We start from the raw sequence: 8,701 nt of genomic DNA on the forward strand, positions 1-8,701 counted from the left end.
TATCGTCCTTCGGGGCGGTCGAGGATTGGAACACCATCCCCATGACCAAGCAATACTCAGAGAGTTGCGATGGCGCTCTGCGCCGTGCGGAGCACTATCGTCCTTCGGGGCGGTCGAGGATTGGAACACCATCCCCATGACCAAGCAATACTCAGAGAGTTGCGATGGCGCTCTGCGCCGTGCGGAGCACTATCGTCCTTCGGGGCGGTCGAGGATTGGAACTCCCGCCATCCGGGGGAGAAGGAGTTTTTATATCCTCCGGGGCAGACGTTCTACGTCATTAAAGTGGAGCGCATCGCCAAGAAAGCTACAGTTTATTTGGAAGAATATGAGGTTTAACTATGCCACCGGAAACAAACCCCGCAGAAAACCCCACAGAGCCTACAGATTACAGAAAAGAGGTCAGAGCCCGTGACAGAGACAAGCCTCTAACCGCCGAGGACCGCGAGCGGATAAAAGCAAAGACAAACTTCCCTATTGGGGTTTCCCCAGAAGGGATCCCTTACCCAGTGGATTGATGTTGCGATCGTCTTCGAATTTGGCAGCCAAGCGCCTAATCTGAGAGCACTTACGTTTCTGCCGCTCGTTGTGCGCTGAGCGATACAAGCGATTATCGCTTACGGTTCATTCGCTGATCGGTCGCGTTACTTTTCTGCTTCACGCGCCTGCGCTGCACGCGACTGATCGACAGCTTCTTTGGTTGTACAGATGTAGGGACGTTTTGCCGAGTACACCACACGAAAGGTATCGCCTTCGTGCAAACGATCGTACTCTGAAGGAAAGACCGCTTCGTCTTTCCGATGGACTTTCCCGGTGACATCACGATACTCAAAGACCAGTCGATGACGGTTGCCAAAGCTGGATGAACGGCGATACCTGCGCACAACCAGAGCATCCGTTTCAACGCCGTTCGCCAGGATTTCCTGGAAGTGATACATGCGCTGGATGAAACCGAAGATTGTCAACCCGACAATGACGAGAGGAAGGACGAAAAACAGGAGAATGAACAGGAGTTCACCACTTATCATGTGCTCCTCTCGTCAAGATCCGCAGGCTCAGTCACCGGAAACCGGCAAGCATCATTCTGACACACATATGCGGATGGGTTCCCTTCCTACAAGAGTGGTGAGGGCATAGGTGGTGATTCTTCTCCAGAAGATGCCAACACAATCACTCGATGAGAAAGAAGATGGTTTCAAAACGACTGCTGCCAGCGCGCGGGTATCGGCGGCGTCTGAGTTGCCAATCAGCACAACCTAAGGAGGATACAAGTTCGCCATTTTGGAGGCACGGAAACAGTCAGCTAACTGGCCTGTCGCTGCAAAGAGGCGTGAACGAGGGGATCCCTGGCAGCAATAGGGTAGCGAATGGCATGAAAAGTAGAGGGCAAAACCCCAGCAATTTGAGCCAAGACCTCATCATCCAGAGATTTGAGGAGTTCGGGGGCAAAATGGCTCTGCAAGACCTGCCAAAGGTGAGCAGCTCTGCGACAAGCCTTAGGTTCCTGCAGCAGGTGGCCGTGCCAGCTCAATCCTTGCAACCGTTGACGAAGAGCTTGCTTCCAAACCGAAACTTGATTGGGATAGGTAAACCGTACTGGCCCAAGTGGGATCAACTGCACATAATCACGAGCATCGATGGGGCCACCCACCAGGGATCCAGGCAATACCAACTCCGCCATAAACCGACGACGAATGATCAAACCTACGGGTCTGCCATCTTCACTTTCCAAGCGCATCCACTGCCCACTGGTTAGAATGGGAACAATCGGAGCTTTGTTGACAAGGGTGTTCATACCCATCCCCCGAAACCGAGAAACGGCCTTTTTCTCTCCCCTCATGCCCGCTGAAGAGCAGGGAATCTAGCCCCTATATTTATTAGTATAAAACTTGGCTTAGAGCCTAAAGTTTCCTTAATGAGATGAAATGAACGTGCCCCTGAGCGAAGAAAAAGCGTAAACACTGATACAGCCTTATTTTCAGCTGCGGTACCATGTGAAAGAACAGTGGTGGGGGATCCGACCCGTGCAAAGCGCCGACTCACAGGGCACTATCCTACTGGTGGATGACACCCTGGAAAACTTGGATGTATTGGATGAGTTGCTCTCTGAGCAGGGGTATGAGGTGCGTCGAGCCATCAATGGTTCTATGGCGTTGCGGGCGGTGGAAGCCGATCCACCGGATCTGATCTTGCTGGACATCATGATGCCGGAGATGGACGGCTATCAGGTGTGTGAGCAAATTAAGAAAAATGAGGCCACCTGGGATATTCCCATCATTTTCATTAGCGCCCTCAGCGATGTGTTCGATAAGGTCAAGGCTTTTCAGGTGGGGGGTGTCGATTATCTCAGCAAGCCCTTTCAAGCAGAAGAAGTACTAGCCCGCGTCAAGACCCATTTGAACAATGCCTATTTGCAAAAAGAGCTGCAAATGCAAAAAGAGCGCTGGCAGCAACGGGATGAAGAGGAACAGCAACGCAGTGTTTCTCTAAAGTTGCAACGGGATTTAGAGCGGAAACGGGCCGAACAGTACCTAGAGCGGATTATGGTGCTGGAGGATCGCTTACGTGAACTGGGACTGGATCCTGAACAACCCTGAACAACTATGAGCAAAGCTGCCACTCCCAAACGGCGACTGCGGTTGATCTGGGTATTGATGGTGCCTTTTACGGCCTTGACCGCTGTAACCACCGCCACCGTCGGATATCTAGCCTTTCGCTCAGGACAAGAAGCTGCCGAGAATTTGGCCGATAGCTTGCTGGAGAAAACCATCAGCGATATCGAAGAAAACGTTAAAAATTATCTCGGGATTCCCCATCGGGTTAATCAAATGGTGGCGGCGGGGGCCTACGAGGGTTGGATCCGCCCAGAGGACGAGGCAACAGAGCGCTATCTTTTTCGGATCCTGGAAGAATACCCGACCTTGAGCTGGGCCTATTACGGGCGAGTGGAAGATGGAGCCTTTGTGGGGGCAAGACGCCTACCCAACCGGTCGATTCAGTTCATGATCAGTGAGGCTTCAACGCAATTCAACCGCGCCTACTACGCCGCCGATCAACGCGGTCAGCGTTTGGGATCCCTGCAACCCACCACAGATGCTTATGATGCCCGCTTACGCCCGTGGTTTCAGAAGGCGCTGGCCTCCGGTACTGCTGTATGGACAGAGGTGTACCCTTCTGCCAGTACTGGAGAGTTGTTAATTACCGCCAGCTATCCGGTTTACGGCCCAGATGGGTTGATGGGCGTGGTGGGATCCGATCTCTCTTTAACCGACATCACGGCATACTTGAAAGCCCTAAAAATTGGGGAATCTGGGGGAGCCTTTATCTTCGATTTGAACGAAAACCTAGTGGCCAGTTCTGAAGGAATTATTTCTGAACCCGTCTCCAGCAATGGTGACAGCCAGAGCAAAAGTTTTGCTGCAGTTGGCGGACAAATCTTACCTCTGCTACGGGCGCAAGGGATCCAACCCAGTGAGTTTAATCAAGTGGGTCGAGTGAATTTGGACTGGAACGGGCAGCGGTATGTTCTCGGTTTGAGCAGCCTGCGCGATACCCGTGGTCTGGATTGGGTCACTGTAGTCATGCTTTCTGAGCAGGAGATTTTTGGGCCCATTTGGGCTGGGCAACGTCAAACCTTGGGGCTCAGTCTTCTGTTGACAGCACTTATGGTAGGGGTTGGTTTGTGGTTGAGCCATCGCATCAGCCGACCGATTCAGCACTTGAGCCAAGCCAGCGAAGCCGTTGCTCAAGGTCAATTAAAGCTGGTGCAAGAACGTAGCAATATTGCAGAAATTGAGATGCTCACACAGGCATTTAATCGAATGTCTGGGCAGTTGCAGCGTTCTTTTGCCGCTCTAAGGAAGCTCAATGTGGAGCTGGAACAGCGAGTTCAGGAGCGAACCCGTGAACTGGCCGCTAGTGAAGGCATCTTTAGAGCCATTTTTGAGAACGCCCCTCTGGGAATCGTGCTGGAGGATATGGAGGGTCAACCCATCAAAGCAAGCCCATCTCTCAGCGCTATTTTGGGCTATACCCAAGAAGAATTACTCACATCTGTCACCTATCGAGACTATACCCATCCCGATTACCTGCCTTTGGATGATCTGGAATGGATGGAGTTAATTTCCGGCAAGAAAAACTCCTATGTCCTAGAAAAACAGTGTATTCGCAAAGATGGGGAGCTAATCTGGGTACAGGCCTTCGTGACGCTGATCCGGGATGAGGCCGGGATCCCTAAACTGGGCCTAGCCCTATTAGAAGATGTCACTCAAACCAAAGAATCTGAACAACGAACCCGACTGCAAGCGGAATTTCTGAACCAGTTGGTGGATACCCTGCCTGAATTGATTGTGGTGCGCGATCACCAACATCGCACCCAACTCATCAACCGTGCCTATGGACATTTTTATTACGGATCCGTAGATCGAGAAAGCTTGCTAGGAGCCAATGAATCCCTCCGCTTTAGCGATTTTTGGGAGCAGATTGTTGCTGAGAACAATCAGGTTCTAGAAAGTGGAGAGGAGCTGTTAATCCCCCCCGCGATTCAGGTTAATGAACGAGGTGAAGAGCGTTGGGTACAGTTTGTCAAGCGAGCTTTGCTCCTGCCCAATGGAGACATTGGTGTGCTTTTGGTGGGCACCGACATCACCGAACTCAAACAAGCTCAAGAAAAAGCCGAATCTGCCAATCAGGCAAAAAGTACCTTCCTAGCCAATATGAGCCACGAGTTGCGCACCCCTTTGAATGCCATTATTGGCTTTAGTCAACTATTGGCACGGGATCCCAAGCTCACGGACAAACAACGGGAAACTCTCTCCACTATCAATCGCAGTGGCGAACATCTGTTGGGGCTAATCAACGATGTTTTGGACATGGCCAAGATCGAGGCTGGAAAACTGGTTTTACAAGAGGATCCCTTTGATCTTCACGAAACTCTGAAAGTGCTGCGGGAAATGCTCGATATTCGTGCCCGAGGCAAAGGGATCCAACTGATGTTCGAGCAAGATGCCCAGCTCCCTAGAGTGATTATTGCCGACGAGAAAAAGTTGCGTCAGGTTCTCATTAACTTGGTTGGCAATGCCATTAAGTTTACCTCTGAAGGTAGCGTTGCTGTGCAGGTACAGCGTACTTCTGAAGCGGGAGTGGATCCCGTGCAGTTAGAGTTTGCGGTTAGCGATACCGGCTTGGGCATGACCCCAGAAGAATTGGGCATGTTGTTTCAAGCTTTTGTGCAAACGGACACCAGCAAAAAAGTGAGCGAAGGTACGGGTTTAGGTCTGACCATTAGTCGTCAGTTTGTGCAACTGATGGGGGGCGATATTACCGTAACCAGCCAGAAGGGAGTGGGATCCACCTTCCGCTTTAGCATCTCTGTGAAAGTAGCAGATGAGCCATCTTTCGCGGTCGCCGCTGCTCAGCAGAAAGTGATTGGATTAGCCCCCGGACAACCCAGCTATCGCCTGTTGGTGGTGGATGATCATCCCGACAATCGTCTGGTCTTACGGCAGTTATTGGAGGGAATCGGCTTTAGCATTCGTGAAGCCAGCAACGGGCAAGAGGCCATCGACGTGTGGCAAGAATGGGATCCCCATCTGATTTGGATGGATATTCGTATGCCCGTTATGGATGGGTTTGTGGCGACCGAACAGATCAAGGCCCATCTCAACGGTTGTCAAACCAAAATTGTTGCGCTTTCCGCCAGTGGTTTTGAACATGATCGCCAAAAAGCAGAAACTCTAGGTTTCGATCAGTTTGTCCTAAAGCCTTTTCGGGAAAGCACCATCTTTGAGACATTACAACAGCAGCTAGGGGTACAATTTCTCTATCAATCTGCAGCAGATGCCGCCACTGCCCCCGCCACTCCAGAACCGGATCCCCTCAGCCGTGAAACCCTACAGGTGATGTCGCCCGATTGGATCACCCAGTTTCACAAAGCGGCCCTCAGCCTCAGTAACCGCCGTATGAATCAGCTCATCGCCCAAATTCCACCAGAGCATCAATCTTTGGCTGAAACCCTAAACCGGATGGTGCGCAAAGTGCAGATCGACGCGATTCTGGAAATCACAAGCGCTTGGGTGAAGCGTTAATACTTCCGTTCCTGCGGGGTAAAGCGGGTGATCACCACCGGGCGATAGCTGATGTGGGGGGATCCCTCTCGAAAGGCGGCCAAGGTGTGGCACAAGAACTTTTGGTCATCCCGCTGGGGATAGTCCTCCCGGGCATGGGATCCGCGACTTTCCCGCCGCTCCAGGGCGCTGTGCAGGATCAGGGATCCGACCGTGATCAGGTTATCCAGCTCCAGGGCCTCGATCAGCTCGGTATTCCAAACTTTGCTCTGATCATCCAGCCGCAGCCGTTGGTCGTAGCGCTGACGGATCTGTTGCAGTTGCCGGATCCCTTCCTGAAGCAGGGCTTCAGTGCGATAAACCCCACAGTGGGTGGTCATGCAATCCTGAAATTGCCGCCGGACTGCATCAATACGGCTATCCCCCGGTCGTTCCATTAGGCTGGTGATCCTTTCCGTAGCTTGTTTTAGCAGGGATCCCTCATCCAGCTTCGGCAAAGACTGCCCCTTAACCGCCTCCACCAGCGCTGCCCCCGCCCGTCGCCCGTAAACAATGCACTCCAAAAGGGAGTTGCTCCCCAGGCGATTGGCCCCATGCACCGAGACACAGGCGGTTTCACCGGCAGCAAAGAGCCCCCGTACCACCGTTTCCGGATCCCGCAACACCTGACCCTCGACCGTCACCGGGATCCCGCCCATGCAGTAATGCACCGTAGGTCGCACTGGGATGGGCTCCACCACCGCGTCAATGCCCAAGTGGCGATGGGCTTCTTCCCAGCAAAAGGGCACCCGGCTGTGAATGGTTTCGGCCCCCAAATGGCGCAAATCTAGGTAAACATAGTCTTTCCCGCCGATTCCCCGTCCCGCCCGTACCTCCGTCACAATTGCCCGCGAGGTAATGTCCCGAGGTGCCAGCTCCATGCGGCTGGGGGCATAGGTAGCCATGAAGCGCTCCCCCTCGTTGTTGATCAAATAGGCCCCTTCCCCTCGCACCGCCTCTGAGATCAACACCCCCACCGGATACAACCCCGTCGGATGAAATTGCACAAACTCCATATCCTGAAGTGGTAACCCAGCCCGCGCCACCATTGCCATGCCATCCCCTGTGGAGGCAAAATCGTTGGAGGTGGAGTTGTAAATGCGCCCGTAACCGCCGGTGGCCAGCATCACCGCCTTAGCCCGCACCACCTCCAGCCGCCCGGTGGCCAGCTCCAGCATCACAACACCCTTGGCCTGGTTTTCCTCCAGGATCAGCTGTAGCACGTACCACTCGCTGTAGAGCTTCACCCCGAAGCGTTTTAGGTTATTCACCAGCTCGTGCAAAATGGCATGCCCGGTTTTATCGGCGGCATAGCAGGTGCGATTGTGGCTGTGGCCCCCAAAGGCCCGCTGGGCAATCCGACCATCCGGCAAACGGGAGAACAACACCCCCAAATGTTCCAAATCGATGATCACCTGCGGTGCTTCCTGGGTGAGGATCTCCACCGCATCTTGATCCGCCAGATAATCGGATCCCTTGACGGTATCGAAAGCATGGGCTTCCCAAGAATCCTGTTCATCGACATTCTTCAGGGCTGCCGCAATTCCTCCCTGTGCCGCTACCGAATGACTGCGAATCGGATGGGTTTTGGCCACCAGTGCCAGATTCAGGCCGGGATCCCGTCGCAAGGCTTCTAAAGCGGCCCGACAACCGGCTAGCCCGCCGCCGATGATGACTATATCGTGTTCCAGCATGGCTGTGTGCAAGCTCTCGAAAAGGATGTCCGCCATAGCCAGGATGGCGTTTCCCAATTATAGAAAGCGCCTTATATCCCATCCCCTTTAGGGATGGGATATAAGGCGGAATTAGGCTGGTAGTGTCACCATAAAAGTATGAGAGTATTGGAATTTAAGGCCAGGGTTGTACCCGCTCAAGCCGCCGCCATCAATGAGGCTATTCGGACTGCACAGTTTGTGCGGAACAAATGTTTGCGTCTCTGGATGGATGAGCAAGGCAAGAATGAGTACGACCTCAACAAATACTGCAAAGTGCTAGCTCGTGAGTTTGAGTGGGCAAAAAAGCTCAACTCTCAAGCGCGACAAGCCAGTGCTGAGCAGGCCTGGTCGAGTATCTCCAGGTTCTATGCCAACTGTAAACAAGGGATCCGACCCGTTGGGTATCCCAAGTTTAAGAAACAGGCTCGGTCTGTGGAGTACAAAACCTCAGGCTGGAAGTTGCTTGGGTTCAAGCGCATCCAGTTCACGGATGGCTTCCAGATTGGGGTAGTGCGGCTGATTGGTACCTACGATTTGGGGTTCTACCAACCTGAGCAAATCAAACGGGTACGAATCGTCAGGCGTGCTGATGGTTACTATGTGCAGTTTGTTGTGTCCGTTGAAGTGACGGTAGAGCGTCAGCCCACTGGAAAAGCCGTAGGGCTGGATATGGGGCTGGAGCACTTCTACAGCGATAGCAACGGTCATCATGAGCCTATACAGCAGTTCTACAAGAAGAGTCAGGTTAGGCGGAAACGCTTGCAACGACGCTTAAGCAGAAAGGCTAAAGGCTCCAAGAATCGGGTGAAAGCCCGTCAACGTTTAGCTAGACATGAACTGAAGGTCAGCAGGCAGCGTAAAGAGCACGCTAAGCGACTGGCG

Annotated in this window: 6 protein-coding genes; 3 read left to right on the forward strand and 3 right to left on the reverse strand. The window is 53.0% G+C overall.

The genetic code is table 11. The annotated features are described in order from the left end of the window. Nucleotides 1-644: 644 nt before the first annotated feature. Nucleotides 645-1,028 (reverse strand): DUF3592 domain-containing protein, encoded by a 384-nt coding sequence (locus tag JX360_RS16540; protein WP_244353149.1) that lies wholly within the window; start codon nt 1,026-1,028, stop codon nt 645-647. 275 nt (nt 1,029-1,303) lie between these two features. Continuing rightward, a complete protein-coding gene (locus JX360_RS16545; protein WP_244353150.1) occupies nt 1,304-1,795 on the reverse strand; it encodes a hypothetical protein in 492 nt (163 codons plus the stop codon). 199 nt (nt 1,796-1,994) lie between these two features. Here JX360_RS16545 and JX360_RS16550 point away from each other — a divergent pair, with 199 nt between their 5' ends. Both JX360_RS16550 and JX360_RS16555 read left to right on the forward strand, forming a co-directional pair. Further along, on the forward strand, nt 1,995-2,597 hold the full coding sequence (locus tag JX360_RS16550) for a response regulator (protein WP_244353151.1): 603 nt from the start codon (nt 1,995-1,997) through the stop codon (nt 2,595-2,597). A gap of 6 nt (nt 2,598-2,603) precedes the next feature. Further along, entirely contained in the window at nt 2,604-6,086 is a 3,483-nt protein-coding gene (locus tag JX360_RS16555; RefSeq protein WP_244353153.1) for a PAS domain S-box protein, read from the forward strand. Here the strand turns inward: JX360_RS16555 and JX360_RS16560 are convergent. Next, nucleotides 6,083-7,798: a succinate dehydrogenase/fumarate reductase flavoprotein subunit gene (locus JX360_RS16560; RefSeq protein WP_244353157.1), complete on the reverse strand. Its 1,716-nt coding sequence runs from the start codon at nt 7,796-7,798 to the stop codon at nt 6,083-6,085. The two genes, JX360_RS16555 and JX360_RS16560, sit on opposite strands and share 4 nt — an antisense overlap. Nucleotides 7,799-7,936: 138 nt before the next feature. Between JX360_RS16560 and JX360_RS16565 the strand changes: the two genes are divergently transcribed. After that, nucleotides 7,937-8,701, forward strand: a 765-nt coding sequence (locus JX360_RS16565) for an RNA-guided endonuclease InsQ/TnpB family protein (protein ID WP_244353155.1), incomplete at its 3' end; no start/stop codon positions are given.

The organism is Thermostichus vulcanus str. 'Rupite', assembly GCF_022848905.1.
Taxonomy (GTDB): Bacteria; Cyanobacteriota; Cyanobacteriia; order Thermostichales; family Thermostichaceae; genus Thermostichus; species Thermostichus vulcanus_A.